Genomic DNA, 20,398 nt, shown 5'->3' on the forward strand with positions numbered 1-20,398 from the left:
GATTTTTTTTTGTGCCCGTACAACCGGGTTTTTTCACCATATATTATTATTCTTACCTATCTGAACTCATACCCCAAACCACTTACCTGTGTAAGCAGGTTGGCAGGGGCATCGGTTGCTTTACAGCGTCCTTCAATTACAGGAGCAATCGGTGAGTGTTGCGCTAAGTATTCTTCAAGCACGCTATGCATTTTATGACCCATTAAAGTGGGCTGTTTTACTCCTTCCATACGGCAGATGGTTGTATCGGGATCGCCTTCGCGTTCACAGGCCACAAAACTGTATTCTTTATTCATGTCAACAGGAACGCCACCTACTTTTATCTGGTTTACTCTTTTGCCGGCCTCGTTGTTCAGTGTGAAAGTTACTTCCATGCCTTTGAAGCGAACCACCCAGCCGCCTAACCGCTTTGCCGGATCTTTTGCAAACGCATTTTCCAGTTCAGTTTCCATCCAGGTCCATAATTGCAAACCGGTAATGGAACCTTTTTTGGCTTCGCTGTCAACCGGCAACATGCTCCATAAATAATCAACGGTAATATCAGCCGTACCTGTGGCAGGGTCAGGTACAAGGGGCGGACAAAAACGAAAGCCATTGCTCAGCGCAATATCAGGTTTAAACTTCCACATAATGGCATCGGTAATAAAATTATCCATCGGTGTTTCTATAACATAATACCTTACCAAAGGTGTTTTTGTTTTGCCGATAACACGGGTGAGTTCATCATTAAACGGTGCCTTTGCCTTCTTTATCAGCTGCTTCATTTCTTCATCTTCTTTGTATTGATGCGGATCAACATCCAGCAACTGATAGGCATGGTCTTTTACAATTCCGTCTTCAATAACTATATCAAGCTTTGCTATAAACGATCCGAAAGCGCCGGGCTCTGTTATTTTTGCATGAGTGCCCTGTAAAGGTTTACGAATTCTTTCATGGGTATCGGCGCCAAGTATATAGTCGGCCCCTTTTATTTGTTCCTGATTCGAAAGACCTACCTGCTGCGCCAGTCCCATATGGGTTAACAAAAATACCATCTGGCACAGCTCATATTCTTTCAGGATCTTTATATATTTCGCCACATTGATGACGGGCGATGTGAACTTAATACCATTGCAATACGCCGGTGACTGGCGCCGGGGAGTAAGCGGATCATTATAGCCAATAAAACCTATTTTAATGCCTGCAATATGTTTAACAAAGTAGGGAGGAAAAATCAGATCGCCTTTCATGTCATCTGATGTATCGTGAAACATATTGGCGCAAACTTTTACACCGTCATAGGCAAACATGTCTTTCATCATCATTTCTTTTCCGTACACCACCTCCCAGTTACCCGGCAGCATAATGTCGTACCCGATGTTATTCATCAATGGCACTATGGCCTTTCCTTCGCTGAGCGCCGCCGTACCGCTACCCTGAAAACAATCGCCACCGTCGATAACAAGGGTATTGACTGCATTTTGATTTCGCAATGTGTTGATCATTGTTTTCAACGAAGCCAGGCCTCCGCGTTTTTTGTATACAGGCACACCCTTTTCGATAAAAAATTCATCGTGGGCCATCAACTGCGAATGAATATCGGCAGTATGCAACAGCGTTAGCAAGGTGGCTTTATTATTTTGTACAGCCTTGTTATGCTGCATGGAAGCGGCTTTGTAAGCAGCGTCGTTATCTTTCATGGCTGCTGCAGCAAATGGATTTGTAACCAGGCCACCGCCTATTCCAAGGCCAAGCCCCAGGCGACCCGCGTTTTTTAAAAACTCACGCCGGCTGTTTTCAGACAGTTCAATATGTAATTCTTTTTCTTTTTGGCTAATTTCAATGGCATTGCATGAAGCGCATGTACATTCAGGCATGTGTATCGGTGACATAGCAATCGTTGTTTTGGGCTTAACAGTAAACAGGCTAAATTACAGGAAATTAATATATGAGGAGTTAAATGAATTACAGTCTATAGCTTACCAACAGCAGTTTCATGCATATAAAGAACGTGGCTGTTAATATAAAAGAAATACCGGCTTGTTGAAAAGCTATGTAACTTTCTATTGGTATGTATTTGTAAAGCTGTTCCTGAAATCAGGGAGTCACAATTCACCCTTTATTTGTCACAATTGGCCATTATGGATTTTTCAGGCAAGCTGTATGTTTGCATTATCAAATTAATCATCCTCATTCACTTCAAAAAAATAAAAAGATGGAAACGACAAGCACAACAAAGATCACGATTGAAGCCACCGTAAAAGCACCGGTTGAAAAAGTTTGGGAATTTTGGTCAGGACCGGAGCATATTAAACAATGGTGCAGCGCTTCTCCTGACTGGCATGCTCCTTTTGCTGAAAATGATTTACGTACAGGAGGAAAATTCAGTATGAGAATGGAAGCAAAAGACGGCAGTTTTGGATTTGATTTTGGCGGTGTGTATGACCAGGTAATTACCAATAAATTGATCGAATACACTATGGGCGATACCAGAAAAGTAGTGGTTAATTTTACCAGCAATGGAAATGAAACCAAAGTAGTTGAAACATTCGAGGCCGAAAGCACCAACCCCGTAGAAATGCAGCGCGACGGCTGGCAGGCTATATTGAACAATTTTAAAAAATATACCGAAGAGAATTAAGCCCAAAGCATAGCCCTCAGTTCATAGAAATTTATAAAGTAAAGGCTCTGCAAACACGGGGCCTTTACTTTTTCGCGCAAAGGCGCAGTGTGTTTGTTTGTAGTTTGTTGTTTGTGGTTGCTGCCGCGCTTTGGGAATCATTATTACCTCACCACCCCTTAAAATTGTAACAGGATCAAAATCGTACAGTAATTCACCTAAAGAACCACAAACAACAAACCACAAACTATAAACTTTGGCTAAATTTGTAACTGTTACCAATAACCTACATTAGCCCCTATAAACTACCATTCATACTTTTAAAGTTATGAAACGTACTTTTTTGTAATGATTTGTAATTATTTTAGTTATGAATACTACTGCTGAAAGCGATATATCCCTTCTTTAAAAGGCACTACACCATTCATTTTTAACAGTTTAATGCCCCTTTACGGGGGAGTGGTTATTTATTGTATGCTAATATAGTTAGTTTAAGTATGCTAATATAGTTAGTATTGATCGGTAGCTTTGCAGTAAAGGGATGGGGCTTTATGTATTTAAACTGCAGAACATATTTTAGTTTACGATACGGAACTTATACTACTGAAGAACTGGTAAATACAGCTGTTGAACACGGAATAGATGCATTTGCCTTAACAAACATAAACTGCACCTGCGATTGCTGGGACTTTGTTAATTTCTGTCAGCAAAAGAACATAAAACCGGTGGTTGGCGCTGAAATAAGAAACGGGGATGCGCTGCTCTATATTTTGCTCGCTAAAAACAACCAGGGATTTGCCGGCATCAATGAGTTTTTATCATACCACTTACAACACAAAAAAAATTTTCCCGATGATGCAACAGCTTATTTTAAAAACAGCCACGATGTGGTTATTATTTATCCCTTTGATCGAAAAGCTGCCGGTGATCTGCTGCCTGATGAATATATCGGCATATTGGCATCTGAATTAAATAAACTGTTTGCGACCGACTGGAAAAAATTCGAAAACAAACTGGTAATACGGCAGCCGGTCACTTTTCAAAATAAAAAATACTTCAATTTGCACCGGCTGCTGCGGGCGATTGATAAAAACACCCTGTTGTCGAAATTACCTGTCGAAACCCAGGCTTCGCCCGATGAAATATTTGTGCATCCCTCGGCTTTGCTCGAACAGTTCAGGCAATATCCTTCAATTGTAACCAACACGTACAAATTGCTGGATGCCTGTCATATTGAAATGGATTTTAAAACAGATAAAAATAAAAAGTGTTTTAGTGCTTCTGCTGAAGATGACAGGGTATTGCTCGAAAAACTGGCTACCGATGGGTTGATAGCGCGTTACGGACGAAAAAATAAGATAGCCTGGGAACGATTGTACAAAGAGTTAAAGATCATTAACGATCTCGGGTTCAATTCATATTTCCTCATCAACTGGGATATGATCCGGTACGCCCAGTTGCGCGGATTTTATTATGTAGGGCGGGGTAGCGGCGCCAACTCAATTGTGGCGTATTGCCTCAGAATAACCGACGTAGACCCTATTGAACTAAACCTTTATTTTGAACGATTCCTTAACCCCGAGCGAACTTCGCCTCCCGATTTTGATATCGACTTCAGCTGGACGGATCGCGACGACATCATCGATTATATTTTTAAACGGTATGGAAAAAAGCACGTTGCTTTATTAGGCTCGTATACCACCTTTCAGCACGATGCCATCATTATGGAGCTGGGAAAAGTATTCGGTTTGCCTGTAGATGAAATAAAAGGACTGCAACGGTCGGGCCACCCAACCGATACCATTCAGCGAACCATATTGCAATATGGCAGCCTGTTGAAAAATTTTCCCAATAACATTTCTATTCATCCATGCGGCATGCTCATTACCGAAAAACCTATTACTGATTATGCCACCCTGTTTATGCCACCCAAAGGTTTTTCTACAACGCAAATGGATATGTTCGTTGCAGAAAATATCGGCATTAATAAATTCGATGTGCTGAGCCAGCGGGGACTTGGCCACATTAAAGAAAGTTTACGCTTAATAAAAGCCAATAAAGGCATCGATATAAATATTCATGATTTTCAAAATTTCAGGCACAATCCTGAAATCAAAAAGCAGATACGCGAGGCGCAAACCATCGGATGTTTTTATATTGAATCGCCTGCCATGCGGCAACTGCTGAAAAAGCTGCGCTGCGACGATTACATTACCCTGGTAGCGGCCAGTTCCATCATTCGACCCGGAGTAGCGCAATCGGGCATGATGCGCGAATACATCACCCGTTTTCACAATCGCGATAAAATTGTTTACCTGCATCCGCTTTTTGAAGAACATTTGAGCGAAACATTCGGGGTAATGGTGTTTCAGGAAGATGTGATAAAGATCGCGCATTACTTTGCCGGCCTCACTTTAGGAGAAGCCGATATACTACGACGCGCCATGAGCGGAAAATATCGCTCGAACAATAAGTTCAGGCATATTAAAGAAAAATACCTGGCCAATTGCCGCGAGTTAGGGCATACCGATGAACTGGCTGCCGAAGTATGGCGGCAAATGGAAAGTTTTGCCGGATATAGTTTTAATAAAGCGCACTCTGCCAGTTTTGCCGTGGAAAGTTATATGAGCCTTTACCTGAAAACCTATCATCCAAGAGAATTTATGGTAGCGGTGATCAATAATTTCGGCGGCTTTTATTCAACCGAATTGTATTTTCTTGAATTGCTGAAGGCGGGTGGTATTATCAAAGCACCCTGTGTAAATAACAGTGACCTGTACACTACTATTAAAGGCAATGAGGTGTATACAGGGTTTATTCATATAAAGGCGCTGCAGGAGAAAACTGTAGAACAAATGCTGGAGGAACGAAAAGCCGGCGGTGATTTTTTGCATTTACAGGATTTTATTGAACGAACGGCTATTGCTGCCGAACAATTGAATATACTGGTAAGTGTTGGCGCATTCCGTTTTACCGGTAAAACAAAAAAGCAATTGTTGTGGGAAGCCAGTTTTTTGCAGAAGAAAAACAAAACGCATGTACCGGCCAGCGAATCATTATTTGAAGAAAAGCCGGTTCAGTTCAGTTTGCCTGCACTTACCGACGACCCGGTTGATGATTTATATGATCAGAAGGAGATACTTGGTTTTACACTCAGCAATCCTTTCGATATGGCAGATGATGCTGCTGATAAATACCTGCGGGCAAAAGATATCGGCAACCATTTGGGGAAAGTTGTAACAGTACTCGTTTATTTCATCGCCCGAAAGCATGTGCAAACAAAAAATAATGATGTTATGTTTTTCGGAACGTTCATCGATAAAGAACTCGATTGGGTAGATACCGTGCATTTTCCCGATGCAGCCCGGAATTATCCATTGCACACCGGCGGGTTTTATAAAATAACCGGCAAGGTGGTAGAGGATTTTGGCGTATTCAGCATCGAAGCGCGTAAAATGGAGAAAGTGGGATTTAAGAAACGAAGCTTTGATAAGCAATAACGCTCAATGCCGAACGCTTAATGCTTAACGCTAAATACACACTGTTTAAGCATTCCGCGTTTTGCGTTAAGCGTATTCACACGCTCAATGCCGAATGCTTGATGCTTTAACGCTAAATACACATTGTTTAAGCGTTCCGCGTTTTGCGTTAAGCGTTTGGCGTAATTCACCATTGACCATTCACCATGATACTTTCAAACGACCGACATATCGCCCATTTCGACCTCGATGCTTTTTTTGTATCGGTTGAAACGTTGCGCAATCCAAAGCTGGCAGGAAAACCGTTGCTGGTGGGTGGTGGCAGCGACAGGGGAGTGGTGGCTGCCTGCAGCTACGAAGCCCGCAAATATGGCATTCATAGTGCCATGCCTATGAAAATCGCCCGCCGGCTTTGTCCGGATGCCATTGTTATAAAAAGCGACTTCGAGGTATACAGCAAATATTCTCACCTCGTTACCGATGTAATAAAAGATACCGTACCTGTTTTTGAAAAAGCAAGCATCGATGAATTTTATATTGATCTAACTGGTATGGACAGGTATTTTGGATGCCGTCAGTTTACCGATCAGTTAAAAATAAGAATTACCAAAGAAAGCGGTTTGCCTATATCCTGGGGGCTGGCCTCGAATAAGCTGATAAGCAAGGTAGCTACCAATGAGGTGAAGCCAAACGGACAACTGGAAATCCCCTTTGGCAATGAAAAAGGTTTTCTGGCGCCGCTGAGCATTGTAAAAATTCCGGGTGTAGGAAAAGAAACGGGGTATAAGCTGTTAAAGATGGGCGTTGAAACTGTGAAAACTTTAAGTGAAATACCGGTTGAAATGATGGAGAATTTATTAGGCAAAAGCGGTATCGATCTTTGGCGAAAAGCAAATGGTATCGATGAATCGCCCGTTATTCCTTTTCATGAACAAAAATCGATTTCAACAGAAACAACTTTTCAAACAGATACGATTGATACAAATTTCCTGCACAGCCAGCTGGTACGCATGACAGAAGAGATCGCCTTTCAATTACGGCAGCAAAATAAATTAACCGGTTGCGTAACGGTAAAAGTGCGGTACTCGAATTTCGAAACCTTTACCAAACCAATAACCATCCCTTATAGCAATGCCGATCATATATTGCTAAAAACAGCCAAAGAGCTGTTCAATAAACTGTATGAGCGTCGCCTGCTGGTGCGGCTGTTGGGCATACGCTTCACCAATCTTATTCCAGGTAATTACCAGATCAGTTTGTTCGATGATACGCAGGAGATGATCAACCTGTACCAGGCCATCGACAGTGTAAAAAAGCGGTTTGGTGAAAAAACAATTATGCGGGCTGTTGGGGTGTAAGAGGGCAATGGTTTGCTTATACCTGAACATAATATTGTAATAGCCCAAACAACTCAATAAATGCCCTGCGCTTTTTCAACCATACCTATAACATAACCCGTAACGCTCACAACGTAAATTTTGATGGCCATAATAAATCCAACTATGGCCATCAAAATTCCAATGATGGCCATTTCATGTTTGCTTTTGAGATTTTAAATTTAAAATGACCATTTCATGTTTGAAATGACCCTCCAAATTTTCGGCCGCGCCCGTTGTAACAAATGAAATGGCCGTCACCTGATTATTTTATGAGATTGTAAGGTAAAAAACCGCCATTTTCAGATTTTAAATGGGCGTCGGGAATCTAAATTCACCAAAAACAACATTGATGCGGACCATCTTTTAACTTTTGATGGCCATCACGAAAAATGTTATAGACCTTACAAGTTTGCTTTTTGAAATTTCAATCATGAAATGCCCATAAATGATTTCAAATTTGGAATTTCAATTTTGAAAATGGCCATTTTATGATTCAATTCTGCCTTCAGTCTCAAAAAAGTTAGGGATTCGGCCTGTTCTTAAATACTTCCTGTTAAAGTATAAAAAATATGAAAGTATAAATCGTTGGTAAGAAGATGATTTACGTGTAATCAATTGATTTTGTGGATATTATTTACAATATGTTATTAACAAATGTTCAGGTTGGCCGAATATTTGGAAACATGCGAACAGTAATGAGAATAGGTTGAAATCAATGAGTTGGTATTTGAAAATCTATAATATGAATGCGGTTTCTAAGTGTAAATGTATAGATGTTAACAAAATACTGCTCATTTTTGGCCATTCTGAAAAAATCTTTTTGTCGTACTCTTTACTCTGGTGTTTTATAATAAAGGGCATTTACACCCTTTTCGGGAATACCCCCCAACCAAATAACGATCGTACGACATTTTGTAAAAACAAATTGAAGTAACTATGAAAAAAGAACTCCCTATTACCGTAGCAGTTGTAGACGATAACGCCCTTATTCGTGAAAGTGTGAAGTTCAGGCTTAACTCATTGGGTCACAAAGTGGTTATGGAAGCCGAGAACGGTAAAGAATTCCTCGACAAGTTGCATTTGAATACTGCCCCCGATATATGCGTTCTGGATATTAATATGCCTGTGATGGATGGTTTGGAAACAACTGTACACCTGAAGAAGCAATGGCCTGGTATAAAAATCATCTTTTTTTCAATGGAAGACAGCAGTATTTACATCAATAAAGGCATACAGTTGGGCGCCGACGGATTTGTTGCAAAAGATGCCCCTTTCAATGAGTTGAATAATATGCTGATCAGCATAGTGAACCAAAGCCAGGTGGCTTAAAATTATACAAAACACGCACATCCATTAAACCAAATATAAACAGCCCCGACGAAAGCCGGGGCTTGTTTATTTTTAAGCTATGCTGAAATCTGAAATCAATGAAAGTTTATGAGTTGAAAAGTTGACAGGTAACCGGAAACCGAAGGATTTGCCGTTTGCCGTTAATATCTTCCGTCTTTCTTATCCATTGAACGTCCTACTCCATATCCAACACCGCCGCCTAAAACACCCCCAATTACCGCACCCAGTGCACGATTGTTCTTAACTAAAATTGCACCTGCTGCAGCTCCGGTACCAGCACCAATTGCAGCGCCTTTGGCAGCTTTACTCCAGCCTTTCTTTTTAGGTTGAACCGGTGCAACCGCCGGTGTTGTTTTATTTATCACATAATGTTTATGTATAACTACAGGGCGTGCTGCCTGTGTATTTGAAACGGTTGTAGTTGTTTGTTGCTGCTGTTGTTTCCAGTCTTTAAATTCCGCATATTCCGATGCCGATACCGGCATCACCTGTGCACTTCCCGTTTCGAGCCGGTTATTGTCTTTACACGACGCCATTACCAATACAATTCCCAATGCTGCTGTGGTAGTGTAAAAAATCTTTTTCATAAATCTGTTTTTTTTAGGTTTCTCACATTTAATATTACTTCAAACACTATAGTTGAAAAAACGTGCCATAAATTTTGTAATTGTTAAAGCCGGCGTTGCTATAGGCGAATATCAATTCATTTTCAATATAATCGTGGCTTCCACGCATTAACATAAAGAAATATTAAAGGCCAGATAAAAGAGAAATGCCCGTTAACTGACGCTCTTTTTCTTTTTTAGGTTCTTAGCGTATGCGACATCGTTACCGGGAACGATTGCATAAAAAAATGCTTTTGGTAATAACAACAGTATTCTACTTCTGTATAACTTACCAATGAATTTTGACTTTTTATTAACAAGGTCTTTCAAGATTGAAACTTCCCCGAATCCTTTAACCGCATTAATATTTTTCCGTCCCTTTTATTAGTTTTAAGCTAATAGCGATTGATTGCCATGTGTTCCTTCGAAAAGCCATCATTCAGTGATGGCTTTATTTTCTGCTATTTAGCTCGCTTTTTTTTAACTCCTGAAATTGGGTATAGCCGCCTGTGCATAGTTTTCAAAAAAAGTTATGCGGCGCCTTTATTTGCCATAACGATTGTTTTTTATTAATCACTTAAACGCTTGTTTTATGAAGAAAACTCTATGGTCTTTGTTTGCTTTGCTATTTGCCTGTGCGGGTTCAATTGCCCAGCAGGTGTTGTATGTGTCGCCCTCCGGAAGCGCTTCCAATTCCGGTACATCTATTTCAGCTCCTACAACATTACAAAATGCGCTGGCTACGGTTACTGCCGGTGGCACTATTTACATGCGCGGAGGTACGTACAGTTTTACTTCTACCATTGTTATTGCCGAAGCTAACAGCGGAACAGCTTCTGCTCCTAAAAACCTGTTTGCCTATGGCAGCGAAGTGCCCATCATCAGCTTTGCCGGTATGGCTGTTTCAAGTTCAAACCGGGGCATCGTACTCGATGGAAGTTACTGGCACTTTAAAGGAATTATCATCGAAAGTGCAGGCGATAATGGTATGCTGTTATCTGGCGATAACAATACCATTGAAAGCTGCATTTTCAGAAAGAATGCCGACACCGGATTGCAGCTCAGCCGCTATAATACTTCGTATACAACTATTAGTCAGTGGCCGAGCAATAATCTGATCCTGAGTTGCGAAGCGTACGACAATAAGGACCCGGGTAATGAAAATGCCGACGGATTTGCCGCCAAACTAACCTGTGGTACCGGAAACGTTTTTCGCAATTGCGTTTCGCACAACAATATCGATGATGGATGGGATTTTTATACCAAGCCCGATACCGGACCCATAGGACCGGTTACCCTTGAGGGTTGTATTTCCCATGATAACGGTATACTTACCGATGGTTCTACCTCGGGCAATGGCGATAAAAACGGTTTTAAGCTGGGGGGTGAAGATATTGCCGTAAATCATATTGTAAGAAGATGCGTTGCATTTAATAACGGGCATCATGGATTTACGTATAACAGCAATCCGGGCACTATTGAAGTAACCAATAATACTTCGTACAACAATGCCGAAAGAAATTTCAATTTCGATGGCGGTACCAGTGTGTTTAAAAATAATTTGTCGTATTTAAGTGGTTCAAATGATCGCATCATTGGTACGGCTACTGCACCCAATGCCTTTCAGGGAGTTTCAGGTTCATTTACAGTTACAGCGGCCGATTTTGTAACCCTTACACCGGGACCCGCCGCCAGCCCGGTCAGCAACGGATTTTTGAACCTCGCTTCGGGCAGCGACCTGGTCGATGGCGGTGTTGCCACTACCGGCATTACATATAATGGTAATGCACCCGACCTTGGCGCCATTGAATCAGGAGGAACCGCTATAACCTATACACTTACAACGAATGTTTCTCCATCGGGCAGCGGTAGTGTTACCCTTAGTCCCAATGCCACTTCGTATAATTCAGGTACCGTAGTAACGCTTACAGCGGCTGCTGCCAGCGGTTATACATTCACCGGGTGGACAGGTGATGTTACCAGTACGTCGGCTTCGGTAACGGTTACCATGAGCAGCAATAAAACCGTAACTGCCAACTTTACTACAAGCACCGGCACCACCTATACGCTAACCACTACTGTTAGTCCAACGGGCGGCGGTACTATTACCCGCAGTCCGGATGCTGCTTCGTATTCAACGGGTACCGTTGTTACATTAACAGCAACAGCGGCGAGCGGCTACACGTTCAGCAGCTGGAGCGGCGGCGCAAGCGGCACATCGGCTACTACTACGGTTACCATGAATGCCAATACCAGCGTTACAGCCAACTTTACCACCAGCGGCGGCACCGGCACAACGTTGCGTATTGATGATAAATCGGGTACAGGTGTTGGTTACTGCAGCGCCAACGGAACAAGGGCAAGCACATACACCGGCGCTGATGGCGGTTATTATATTAACCTGAGCAATTCAAGCGGACAGGGTATTACCTGGGCAGTAAGTGCAGCATCGGCAGGAACCTATAATTTACGCTGGCGCTATGCCAATGCCGGTTCACAAAGCGCTACTACTGCCCGCGTGCTGGTAAATGGCGTAGAGGTGATCTCCGCCGCATCGTTCCCGAAAACAACCAGCTGGACAGCCTGGACAACTACCGACTGGATGCCGGTTACCCTTGTGGCAGGCGCCAATAAGATCAGGCTCGAAACAACTTCTGCTACTGAATTTGCCAATATCGACTGGATAGAAATTAACGGCAACAATCCAACCGAGGCATCGTGCAGCGCTGCTACCGGAAGCCGCATCGCAACACAAACCATCACAACAGCAACTGATATACTTACTGAGCAAAATCCGGTTGTGGTACCCAATCCAACAAAGGGATTATCATCGATACGGTTTGCTATTACATCGGCACAGAAAGTTGTGGTAAAAATGTTTGCAGCCGATGGACGGCTGATCAAAACATTGGCCAACGGCAATTTGGCGGCAGGTATGCATTCGGTTCCCATAGATTATAAGGGATTGCAGCAGGGAACTTATTTTATTGCTGTATCCTATAATGGAAAGCAACAGATCCTTCAGAACATTCTTATAAAATAAAAGGGTAGGGGAGAAAATAGAAAAAGGGCTGCTGTTCATTTGGCAGCCCTTTTTATTGAAAGTGCCGTTGATTTCCCTATTCGAAATCCTTCTACCAATATGCTGCCCCTGACGGGACAAGGCATTCACCTTCATGCATTACTACCATAAGGATTTTTATTAAATGGGGCCTCGGCCAGTTTGGCTTTTTGTTTTGAAATACGGCGTCCTCTGAAAAACAGGTACAGGTTAAAGAACAACATAATGCCAAGATAAATACTGAACCCGCCGATTTTTGTGCTGAGAATTTCGAGCATGGTGCGGCTGTCGCTGATTTCAGCTGCTATTTCCATAATGAATAATGCAAACCCAAGATTGATCAGATAGAAACCGGTTTCGAAAAGTTTATTGGTCGACAGGGCGATGTCGGTTTTGCCATTGAAAATATCCAGCATAAAGGTTTTGCTGTTTTTAAACAGAATATGGGCTACATACCAGGTAAGTATTATAACAACAGGCAGATAAATCAAATAAGCGGTGAAGTTTAATGAGGTTTTCATATATCTACATTTTTATTGTTGGCATGGTTGTGATGTCGGTGGCTGAAAAATAACAATACGGCCATGTTGAAATAATGCATTACAGCCAGTACACACATTATTTTACCCATCATGGTGCAAATGCTGGTTAACAGCTCGGTCCAGGTGGTAATGGTTTCCCAAAACCTGATGGTAAGGGCAACATAGCCAAGGTTGATCAGGTAATACCCGGTTAACAACATCCGGTTTATAAAATGAGTTAGTTGTTGATCGCCATGAAGCAGGGTAAGAATATAACTGCTTCCGTTTCGGTAAAACCGCAAACCAACGTTTACGGTTATAAACCAGGTAATGATCAGATAAATGATGTAGGCGAGCGTATTCATAACAAATGATTAAGCATTTATCACCTTGTCTTTACACTACAAAGCTAATGAAATGTTCCAAACTTTCAATATTTTCTGAAAATTAAATTTATGGGGCGGGAGGAATTAGCGCAGGGCATCTCTGTACCTGATGGCAGGCAATTTGTTCACTTTTTTAAACCTCTGCAGGTATTAATAGTTATAGTATCAATGTTATTTAGGTAAGACGCTGTTTGCTCAAGTGCCTTTAGGCACAGAATGTGAGTAGAAAAACGGGACGTTTTGGTGCCTAACGGCATCCTTCAATACGTCAACACGTAAGCTAATCGACATTGGTTATTGTATATTAATAAATGTCTATGGAATTAAAACAGGCCATTGAACTAATAAAGAACACAGTTATTGAAAACAGCACCAAACAGGTTTGGGCCGATTTAGGATGCGGGGCCGGACTGTTTACAAAGGCGCTGGCTAATTTGCTGGTTGCAGAAAGTGTGATTTATGCAGTTGATCAAAATAATGCGGCGTTAAAGAATATAACTCCGCTGAATGGTGTTTTAATTAAATCAATACAGGCCAATTTTATAAAAGACGATCTGGGATTTCGTAGTCTTAACGGCATATTAATGGCCAATTCCCTGCATTTTGTACAGGATAAAATAACCCTCATAAAAAAGCTGGCGGGTTATTGTATGCCTAATCATTGCTTTGTAATTGTGGAATACGATATGGAAACCCCCAATCCCTGGGTGCCCTGGCCGGTTAGCTTTACATCGCTTCAACAATTGTTTCAGCAATTCGGGTATACTTCAGTTAAAAAGATGCATGAAGTGCCATCGATATATAACCGGTCGAAAATTTATTCGGCAATAGTAAAGCCCTGAGCTGTTTTATACTACAGATGCTTCGGCAAACCCGGCATGCTCTGCAGCAGCAATGGGAGAAAGATACCAGCATAAACCCAGCAACAGGCAGGCGCACTCTTCGTTGCTGTATTTATCGGTTTGTAATGAAGTGAATGAGGGGGCCGATGTAAGATCACAAACTGCAAGCGGCAGCGATTCGGTATGTTCAAATACCACTAATTGCTGTTGCTTATTATTTTCAAAAATGTAGTTGTATTTTTTACCTTCAATTTCTATAACCCCTATATGATGCATTTTATCGAACGAAAAACGGCCGATTTCAACACCGTATTCATTTTTTAAAATGGTTTTATTATGCCATAAACCTGTTCTGTTGATAAAGAACAAACGATGGCTTTCTTCGCTGGTTATACGAACAGATTGTTGTTCCAGGTTATACTTCAATACCAGTTTGGTTTCATTTCCTTCTGTTAACTGATATTTTTTGATTGAAGCCGATGACTGGTTAACAAATACCCATTTCATAGTATAGCAATTAGGCAGGTGAAGAAATTGTTAAGCAAAACCTTTTGTTTGCCAAATGTATACCTCATCGCTATAGAAAAATCCGGTGTGGATTTTTACTGAACCTTTTGTGGAAAAAACGCAAATTCTGTTGATAAGAAACGCAGGATTTTTAAAGAATGGGCTCGCTTTATTAAGTTTGGGTTATGTTTTTATTATTTGTTGTTTGTTTCATAAAATAGTTGTACATAATTCATCTGCAGTAATAATGCGTGATGCCGGTAGCCGGTGCTCGCTACAAATTAACCGGCTTACCGGTCATCCTGCATTTCCCATTTAGAAACTAATGTATTGGTAATTTGACAACTGAGAAGCCAAATACCCCTATTTCGTTTTTTACTTCTACATTCAACATTTAATATTCGATATTCAACATTTTACAGAAAGCTAATCCCTGCCGTCCAGCCGATCCAGCCGGTTACATTATTGTTCCAAAGCGTAAAAGTGTGATAATTATCGCCGGGTATCAGAAATTTATATCCTTTAACCGGTTCGGTTTGTTCAGCATAATAAGCCGAAAAAGAAGGTCCGGCAAAAAGGGCAATGCCAGGCGCCAGTTTAACGGTGGCCAATACCTGTAGTTTATTTAAATAATTCGAATAATGCCAGTTGCCGAGATACAGGAATTGAGAGCTGATTTCAGGATTTATGGTAAATCGCCTGCCGGCTTTTATTTCATGACCAATGCCATACCCGTACGAAAAACTTTTGTTATCATCTCCTGCATTTATACCTGCCAACAGAATGCTGTATAGTTTAGCATTCCCCGTTTTGATGGCCAGGTTAGTATTTTGTACCTCATTGGCGCTGATAGTTATTTTATAATATCCTTTTCGAACAATAGTTATCAATCCGATACTATATCCATCCGACGTGTCGGCAATATTGATCAGTCCCAGCTGAAGACCTTTTAAACGTTTTGTATAATTAAATATGCCTGCCTGTAAACCGGTTATTGCACCATTGTTGATGTTGGCAATACTTGCCAGCTGTACTCCGTTCACGGTTTGTTTTGCATAGTTGCAAATGCCTGCTGCCTGCACGCCGGTTACTCCTGCGCCTACCTGGTTATACAAACCGGCCATTTGTATACCATAAACGCTTTTTCCGGTATAATTTGTAAGACCTCCCGCCTGTACACCTGTTACGCCACCTTTCACGCTATTGAACAGGCCTGCCATTTGCACGCCATTTACAAGTCCGTATGTGATATTGAACAGGCCGCCCGCCTGAACGCCCTGCATATTCTTATTGTTGATGTTGAACAGGCTGCCCAGTTCAACACCCTGTACGCTGCCTGTATTGCCTCCTAAAACATTTATCGAGAAATTGCTCGTGGTGTATACATCATGCCGGCCCTGTGAACTTAAGCCAGGTACAAAAGCAATTCGTACGGGCGTGTATTGCGCAACAGTAATTTTGTTTAATATAATACAAACGGTCATGCATAGTATAATTCTTCTGCTCATAATTGTCGATTTGATAGTATGACAACTGAAGAAGAATTATCCCCTATGAAAAGTAAAGAAAGCGCAAGGCGCAAGGCACAAGGTACAAGGAACAAGAGGGAAAAAGGCAATAAGCAATGGGCAACAGGCAATTGACAATGACCAGGAACAATAGGTCGGCTATTTGCCGTTTGCCGATTCACGTTTTCCGTTAAAAAATGCTAATGCCCGCATTCCATCCTATCCAGCCTGTAACATTTTTGCCCCATACATCGAATGTATGATAGGAGCGAAGGGGAAAGTCTTTTTCGGTAATTTCTTTTGTTCGATCAACATAAAACATGGTAAGTGAAGGGCCGGTAAACAACGATATGTATTTGCCCAGTTTAACGTTGAGCTGTATATGCAGTTTATTCATTACATTATTAAAATGCCAGTTGCCGTACGACAGGTATTGTGATGTAAACTCAGGGTTAATACTGAATCTTTTTCCAATAGCAATTTCATGGCCGAGGCCATAGCCGATTGAAAATACGCTTGAGCTGTCTTCCTTTCTTTTCCTGTAACCGGCTATTAATATATTGTATAATTTATGGTTACCTGTTTTAAAGGCGGCATTTACATCTAATACTTCATTGGTCGACAAAACAAGTTTATGATATCCTTTAAATACGATATTCACCAGGCCGATGCTATAGCCGTCGGAAGTATCGGATATATTTACAAGACCTATTTGTACGCCACTCAGTTTTTTGGCATAATTAAAAAAGTGTGCTACCTGCAAGCCTTTTAATTCGCCACGGGTAATGTTCCCGATGGTTGACACCTGGGCTCCCTTCACTCTTTTGCCGGCATAATTAAAGATGTTTGAAACCTGCAGGCCCGATAAGGTGTCTGATACATGGTTGAACAAGCTGCTTAACTGAACGCCTTTAAGATTTTTATTTACATGATTTGAAACATTCGATGCCTGCACCCCTGTAAACGAACCGTTTACGTGATTATAAATACCGCTTAACTGAACACCTGACACACTTCCTTTAACAAAATTCGATATGCCTGATGCCTGTAAGCCGGTCACATCTTTTAAAACATGGTTATGCATACCTGCAAGCTGTACACCGGTTACCGAGCCTCCGGTAATGTTCAGCATGCCGGCAGCCTGTATATACTTTACATCTTTTTTATTAATGTTAAAGGCGCCGCCCAGTTCTACGCCACTAACCCCGGCAGTATAACCCCCCACTACGTTAATCGAAAAGTTGTTCACAACCTGCGCGCTCAACTTACCATGTGAGCTAAGGCCGGGAGTAAGCGATAGCTGAAAGCTGCGATCGGCAAAGAATTTTTTCAGGTTAATACTTTGCACGTTTTGTTTGGCCGACAACAGAAATTTGCCCCATTTGGTTTTTTCGACCTGGTTTATTTGCTCCCGAATCAATGCAGTTGAAGTAAGTGAATCGGTCGGTGGTTTTACAACAATGGTATCGGGCAGTTCGTTCTCAACCGGACTAATGGTTATCACCGGTTCACTGGCCGATACGGGGGTCATTACAATGGTGAGCTGCTGATCGAATTTAGGCTTAATAATTACTGTAGTATCTTCAAACATTTCGCGGCTAATGGAAAGCGATGCCGTGCTGTACCTGCTTTTAAGCTTTATTTTAAAAAAACCTTTGTCGTCGGATAAGGTCGATGCCAGCCGATCTTTTTCATAAATACTAACATTGCTAACCTTTTCGCCCGTTTCGCTGTTCAGCACATAACCGGTAACGGTATATAATTTCTCGGCACTTGGCGTTTGGTTGGTAATAACATCGGACGATACAACTGTTTTTCGTAATATGATATAGTTATTGTTTTGCTGCCAGGTATACCGGTTGCCGCAAAGCTGATCGAGTACCTGTTTCAGGGGTTTATTATTTGCCGAAACACTAACAATACTATCGGGGTTTATGATGTTGCTGTTATAAGAAAAGTAAAAGTTCCCTTTACTGCTTATCAGTTTCAATACATCGGCCAGTCGCTGATTGGTTGCATCAACGGTAATCCTTTTATCGGACAGGGTTTGTGTAAAGGCATTCGTAGCAAGACAAATTAAACCAATAGCAATAGGTAAGGTTACCCGTATTTTAATCATGGCTGTTAATTCTGCATGCAATTTAGCGTAGTATAATTTGTCCTTTTTCTTTTACAATAGAAATATCAAAAGTTGAACTGATCACACTAAGAATCTTGTCGAGCGGCTCATCGATAAATGTAGTGTTAAGCGGCAGGTTGCGAAGCGCTTCTTTTTCAAAAACAATATGCACATCGTAGGCCTCATTTAATTTTTCTGCCAGTTTCCATAACGGTGTGCCATCACATACAAACTTTTTGCTTCGGTAGTAATTGTACAACTGGTCGGTATTTGCCTGTTTTTGCAGTATGGCTTCGTTTATGGCAATGATCACTTTTTGACCGGCTTTCAGTGTAACGGTTTGTTGTTCGGTGGCAACTTTTACAATGCCGGTTTCAACGATTATTTCTGTGGTATCGCCTCTGCTTCTTACGTTAAATGAAGTGCCAACTACGGTTACGGTAACATTGTTGGTATGCACTTCAAACGGCTTTTCTTTATTGTGCGTTACGGTAAAAAAGGCTTCTCCGTTTAACTGCAGCACTCTTTTGTCGCCGGTAAATTTTTCGGGGTACGAAACCTGGGAATGTTTATTCAGGATCACTGTTGAGCCATCGGGTAAGGTATCTGTTTTAACAGAAGCGGCCGCCTGAATGGTAGCCATGGCAACTACTTTTCCCGGATTGTTATTGAAGAAATACCAGGTCATCCAGGCAATGCCAACCACAAGACCGGTGATCACAGCTGCCCGCATCAGCGAACTGTTCATCGACCATACCTTCGTTTTTGATGAAGGGAACGTTTTTTCCTGAACCCTGTTTTGAAATCGCTCCCAGGCTGCCTGTTCATTGATTTGGGTGGTGGCAGCCAGTTGAACGCTTTGCTCCCAGATCAGTTTAAAGTGATTGAAATAATGCTGGTTAGCCTCATCACTGGCAAGCCACTGTTCTACCTGAAGCATTTCTGCTGAGGTAGCTTCGCCGGTGAGGTGTTTAACCAGCAGATCATCCATATGTTGTGTATATTTTTTCAATCAGGGGGTAATTTATATGTGACTTTTTTATATATAGAATAATGCCAGAATGAAAACCGGCAGATAATCGATCAGCTTTAACCGTAATTGTTTTAACGCCTTGCCCATTTGGTTTTCAACCGTTTTAATCGAAATTCCCAGCTGATCGGCAATTTCCTGGTATTTAAGTCCATCGAACCGGCTCATTTGAAAAATGGTACGGCATTGCTGGGGCAGGGCATTCAGTGCATCGCGTAAGCGTTCTTCCAGCTCTTTTACCATCATTTTACGTGATGCTGCCTGATCGGTATTGTTTTTTGACTGATGCATAACATGCAAATGATATTGGGCTTTTATTTTCTGATGCTTCAGGTAATTCAGGCTTTCGTGATAAACCGATTTGTATAAATACGCTTTCAACGACGTTTGAATACTATCAGGCACCTTTTTCTCCCATATCTTGTAAAATACATTCTGAACCGTTTCTTCTGCCACTGCTTCGTTCTTCAGTATGGTAAAGGCATACGCGTACAGGCTTTTAAAATGTTCTTTAAAAAGCTGTTCGAATTCCTGTTCTCTGGTTGCAGACAACGGTTTAATGCTGGTGGTTGTATTTGGAATTGACACTTTAATGCGTTGATAATCCGCTTCAAATATAAATGCTTCCAATAAGTTTTATTAATCAGGACAACTGAAAATAATAATACCCCTATTGAAAGGACAAATTTCTGCATTGTATTTCATTAATAATATATATGTGAAACAACTCATGCGTAAATAACGACCGTATTTTTTCATTGCCTAAATGTGGAAAAAACAAGCTCCCAATGCTTGTTTTAACCTTTTTTTGGTATTATTATTGAGCCCAGATTCAGTTGCTGATTACGTTCCGACAATTGCTCATAAAATTTTGGATAAAAAATAATTACGAATTGCACAATATTGAATGCATTAAGTAAGTTTTTTATGAGTAGTTACATTAGGTAACGGCACGTCTATAACCCCCCACCGTAGCAAAATATACTTAATCCAACCGTCCCTCTGAAACCAT

15 protein-coding genes are annotated in these 20,398 nt (G+C 41.4%); 6 read left to right on the top strand and 9 right to left on the bottom strand.

Features of this window, described 5'->3' with window-relative positions:
- Positions 1-56: 56 nt before the first annotated feature.
- The gene (locus AC59IL_RS23110; protein ID WP_496554568.1) at positions 57-1,871 is read right to left on the bottom strand and encodes a bifunctional metallophosphatase/5'-nucleotidase; all 1,815 of its coding nucleotides are present in this window, start codon (positions 1,869-1,871) and stop codon (positions 57-59) included.
- 323 nt (positions 1,872-2,194) lie between these two features.
- Between AC59IL_RS23110 and AC59IL_RS23115 the strand changes: the two genes are divergently transcribed.
- From AC59IL_RS23115 to AC59IL_RS23130, 4 genes are all read left to right on the top strand, one after another.
- Complete coding sequence (locus AC59IL_RS23115; protein WP_496554569.1) at positions 2,195-2,620, top strand: SRPBCC family protein; 426 nt, start codon at positions 2,195-2,197, stop codon at positions 2,618-2,620.
- Positions 2,621-3,150: 530 nt separating this feature from the next.
- The gene (locus AC59IL_RS23120; RefSeq protein ID WP_496554570.1) at positions 3,151-6,099 is read left to right on the top strand and encodes a DNA polymerase III subunit alpha; all 2,949 of its coding nucleotides are present in this window, start codon (positions 3,151-3,153) and stop codon (positions 6,097-6,099) included.
- 185 nt (positions 6,100-6,284) lie between these two features.
- The gene (dinB, locus tag AC59IL_RS23125; RefSeq protein ID WP_496554571.1) at positions 6,285-7,436 is read left to right on the top strand and encodes a DNA polymerase IV; all 1,152 of its coding nucleotides are present in this window, start codon (positions 6,285-6,287) and stop codon (positions 7,434-7,436) included.
- Positions 7,437-8,393: 957 nt separating this feature from the next.
- The gene (locus AC59IL_RS23130) at positions 8,394-8,786 is read left to right on the top strand and encodes a response regulator (RefSeq protein WP_496554572.1); all 393 of its coding nucleotides are present in this window, start codon (positions 8,394-8,396) and stop codon (positions 8,784-8,786) included.
- 161 nt (positions 8,787-8,947) lie between these two features.
- On the opposite strand, the gene AC59IL_RS23135 is transcribed toward AC59IL_RS23130, so the two are convergent.
- Entirely contained in the window at positions 8,948-9,394 is a 447-nt protein-coding gene (locus tag AC59IL_RS23135) for a YMGG-like glycine zipper-containing protein (RefSeq protein ID WP_496554573.1), read from the bottom strand.
- 610 nt (positions 9,395-10,004) lie between these two features.
- Here AC59IL_RS23135 and AC59IL_RS23140 point away from each other — a divergent pair.
- Positions 10,005-12,455 carry a right-handed parallel beta-helix repeat-containing protein gene (locus tag AC59IL_RS23140; protein ID WP_496554574.1) on the top strand — a complete coding sequence of 817 codons (2,451 nt, stop codon included), beginning with the start codon at positions 10,005-10,007 and terminating at the stop codon, positions 12,453-12,455.
- Between the two features lie 131 nt (positions 12,456-12,586).
- Here AC59IL_RS23140 and AC59IL_RS23145 read toward each other — a convergent pair whose 3' ends face one another.
- Together AC59IL_RS23145 and AC59IL_RS23150 are read right to left on the bottom strand one after the other, a co-directional pair.
- Entirely contained in the window at positions 12,587-12,994 is a 408-nt protein-coding gene (locus tag AC59IL_RS23145; protein WP_496554575.1) for a hypothetical protein, read from the bottom strand.
- Entirely contained in the window at positions 12,991-13,359 is a 369-nt protein-coding gene (locus AC59IL_RS23150; RefSeq protein ID WP_496554576.1) for a hypothetical protein, read from the bottom strand. Before AC59IL_RS23150 ends, AC59IL_RS23145 begins: the two co-directional genes overlap by 4 nt.
- Positions 13,360-13,697: 338 nt before the next feature.
- Between AC59IL_RS23150 and AC59IL_RS23155 the strand changes: the two genes are divergently transcribed.
- A complete protein-coding gene (locus AC59IL_RS23155) occupies positions 13,698-14,222 on the top strand; it encodes a class I SAM-dependent methyltransferase (protein ID WP_496554577.1) in 525 nt (174 codons plus the stop codon).
- 6 nt (positions 14,223-14,228) lie between these two features.
- Here AC59IL_RS23155 and AC59IL_RS23160 read toward each other — a convergent pair whose 3' ends face one another.
- The 5 genes from AC59IL_RS23160 to AC59IL_RS23180 form a co-directional block, all read right to left on the bottom strand.
- The gene (locus AC59IL_RS23160; RefSeq protein WP_496554578.1) at positions 14,229-14,729 is read right to left on the bottom strand and encodes a hypothetical protein; all 501 of its coding nucleotides are present in this window, start codon (positions 14,727-14,729) and stop codon (positions 14,229-14,231) included.
- 416 nt (positions 14,730-15,145) lie between these two features.
- Positions 15,146-16,237 carry an LA_2272 family surface repeat-containing protein gene (locus AC59IL_RS23165; protein ID WP_496554579.1) on the bottom strand — a complete coding sequence of 364 codons (1,092 nt, stop codon included), beginning with the start codon at positions 16,235-16,237 and terminating at the stop codon, positions 15,146-15,148.
- A 190-nt stretch (positions 16,238-16,427) separates the two neighbouring features.
- Positions 16,428-18,356 (bottom strand): STN domain-containing protein, encoded by a 1,929-nt coding sequence (locus tag AC59IL_RS23170; protein ID WP_496554580.1) that lies wholly within the window; start codon positions 18,354-18,356, stop codon positions 16,428-16,430.
- Between the two features lie 22 nt (positions 18,357-18,378).
- A complete protein-coding gene (locus AC59IL_RS23175) occupies positions 18,379-19,368 on the bottom strand; it encodes a FecR domain-containing protein (RefSeq protein ID WP_496554581.1) in 990 nt (329 codons plus the stop codon).
- Positions 19,369-19,395: 27 nt separating this feature from the next.
- Complete coding sequence (locus AC59IL_RS23180) at positions 19,396-20,016, bottom strand: RNA polymerase sigma-70 factor (RefSeq protein ID WP_496554582.1); 621 nt, start codon at positions 20,014-20,016, stop codon at positions 19,396-19,398.
- Positions 20,017-20,398 lie beyond the last annotated feature (382 nt).

This window comes from Niastella sp. sgz303648, assembly GCF_059587045.1.

Excerpts from the sequence above, each read along its gene's own strand:
- AC59IL_RS23140 (WP_496554574.1), top strand. The coding sequence starts at position 10,005 with ATGAAGAAAACTCTATGGTCTTTGTTTGCTTTGCTATTTGCCTGTGCG.
- AC59IL_RS23145 (WP_496554575.1), bottom strand. The coding sequence starts at position 12,994 with ATGAAAACCTCATTAAACTTCACCGCTTATTTGATTTATCTGCCTGTT.
- AC59IL_RS23160 (WP_496554578.1), bottom strand. The coding sequence starts at position 14,729 with ATGAAATGGGTATTTGTTAACCAGTCATCGGCTTCAATCAAAAAATAT.
- AC59IL_RS23120 (WP_496554570.1), top strand. The coding sequence starts at position 3,151 with ATGTATTTAAACTGCAGAACATATTTTAGTTTACGATACGGAACTTAT.
- AC59IL_RS23170 (WP_496554580.1), bottom strand. The coding sequence starts at position 18,356 with ATGATTAAAATACGGGTAACCTTACCTATTGCTATTGGTTTAATTTGT.
- AC59IL_RS23150 (WP_496554576.1), bottom strand. The coding sequence starts at position 13,359 with ATGAATACGCTCGCCTACATCATTTATCTGATCATTACCTGGTTTATA.
- AC59IL_RS23110 (WP_496554568.1), bottom strand. The coding sequence starts at position 1,871 with ATGTCACCGATACACATGCCTGAATGTACATGCGCTTCATGCAATGCC.
- AC59IL_RS23135 (WP_496554573.1), bottom strand. The coding sequence starts at position 9,394 with ATGAAAAAGATTTTTTACACTACCACAGCAGCATTGGGAATTGTATTG.
- AC59IL_RS23115 (WP_496554569.1), top strand. The coding sequence starts at position 2,195 with ATGGAAACGACAAGCACAACAAAGATCACGATTGAAGCCACCGTAAAA.
- AC59IL_RS23165 (WP_496554579.1), bottom strand. The coding sequence starts at position 16,237 with ATGAGCAGAAGAATTATACTATGCATGACCGTTTGTATTATATTAAAC.
- dinB (WP_496554571.1), top strand. The coding sequence starts at position 6,285 with ATGATACTTTCAAACGACCGACATATCGCCCATTTCGACCTCGATGCT.
- AC59IL_RS23155 (WP_496554577.1), top strand. The coding sequence starts at position 13,698 with ATGGAATTAAAACAGGCCATTGAACTAATAAAGAACACAGTTATTGAA.
- AC59IL_RS23130 (WP_496554572.1), top strand. The coding sequence starts at position 8,394 with ATGAAAAAAGAACTCCCTATTACCGTAGCAGTTGTAGACGATAACGCC.